We start from the raw sequence: 1,318 nt of genomic DNA on the forward strand, positions 1-1,318 counted from the left end.
CGCGTCCGCGAACTGTCGGTGCAGGCGTCCAACGCCACCAACTCCGCCAGCGACCGCAAGGCCCTGCAGGCCGAAGTCACCCAGCTGGTCAGCGAAATCGACCGCGTCGCCAAGCAGTCCGACTTCAACGGCACCAAGCTGCTGGACGGCTCCTTCTCCAGCCAACTGTTCCAGGTCGGCGCCAACGCCGGCCAGGCCATCGCCATCGACAAGGTCGTGGACGCCAAGGCCAATGCCCTGGGCGGCGCGCAGTTCTCCAGCGGCACCGCCACCGCGATTGCCGGCGTGGCCGATACCGATACCGATATCGCCGCCTTCACCATCACCGACAGCAAGGGCGCAGTGGTCAACTTCGCCGCGCAGACCGTCAAGAGCGTGGGTGACGTGGCTGCCAACACCGCCGCCAACGGCAAGGCCGTGGCTGCCGCGATCAACGCCAAGATCGGCGAAACCGGCGTTTACGCCGAAGCCGATGACGCCGGCGCCCTGACCCTGACCTCGGTCAAGGACAGCGTCGACGCCGATGGCGCGTTCCAGGACATCGCCAGCACCCTGGCCGGCTTCGCCGCCACCGATCCGGCCGACGGCAAGCAGTTCGCCGACAAGATCGACGTGTCCACCGTGAAGGGCGCCCAGCAGGCCCTGGAAATCGTCGACAAGGCCCTGGGTGCGATCAACAACACCCGCGCCGACCTCGGTGCGATCCAGAACCGCTTCACCTCGGTCGTTGCCAACCTGCAGACCTCCTCGGAAAACCTGTCCGCGTCGCGCAGCCGCATCAAGGACACCGATTTCGCCAAGGAAACCGCAGAGCTGACCCGCACCCAGATCCTGCAGCAGGCCGGTACGGCCATGCTGGCCCAGGCCAACCAGGTGCCGCAGAACGTGCTCAGCCTGCTGCGCTGATCCACGCCTGCCCGGCGGCGCCGGATTGACCGGCGCCGCTTCCAACGTCTCACGCACCACCCACGCCTGAAGGAATTTCCATGGCACAAGTCATCAACACCAACACGATGTCGTTGAATGCTCAGCGCAACCTGAGCACCAGCGGCAGCTCCCTGGCCACCACCATCCAGCGCCTGTCCTCCGGCTCGCGCATCAACAGCGCCAAGGACGATGCGGCCGGCCTGGCCATCTCCGAGCGCTTCGGCACCCAGATCCGCGGTACCGACGTGGCCATCCGCAACGCCAACGACGGCATCTCGCTGGCCCAGGTCGCCGAAGGTTCGCTGACCGAAATCGGCAACAACCTGCAGCGCGTCCGCGAACTGTCGGTGCAGGCGTCCAACGCCACCAACTCCGCCAGCGACCGCAAGGC

Annotated in this window: 2 protein-coding genes; both read left to right on the forward strand. The window is 66.7% G+C overall.

Annotated elements, in window-relative coordinates; all coding sequences use genetic code 11:
• Positions 1-906, forward strand: a 906-nt coding sequence (locus AC1DGC_RS20125) for a flagellin (protein ID WP_478048685.1), incomplete at its 5' end; no start/stop codon positions are given.
• Between the two features lie 80 nt (positions 907-986).
• A partial coding sequence (locus AC1DGC_RS20130; RefSeq protein ID WP_478048185.1) for a flagellin N-terminal helical domain-containing protein occupies positions 987-1,318 on the forward strand: 332 nt, incomplete at its 3' end.

The organism is Stenotrophomonas sp. 05N37, from assembly GCF_056397365.1.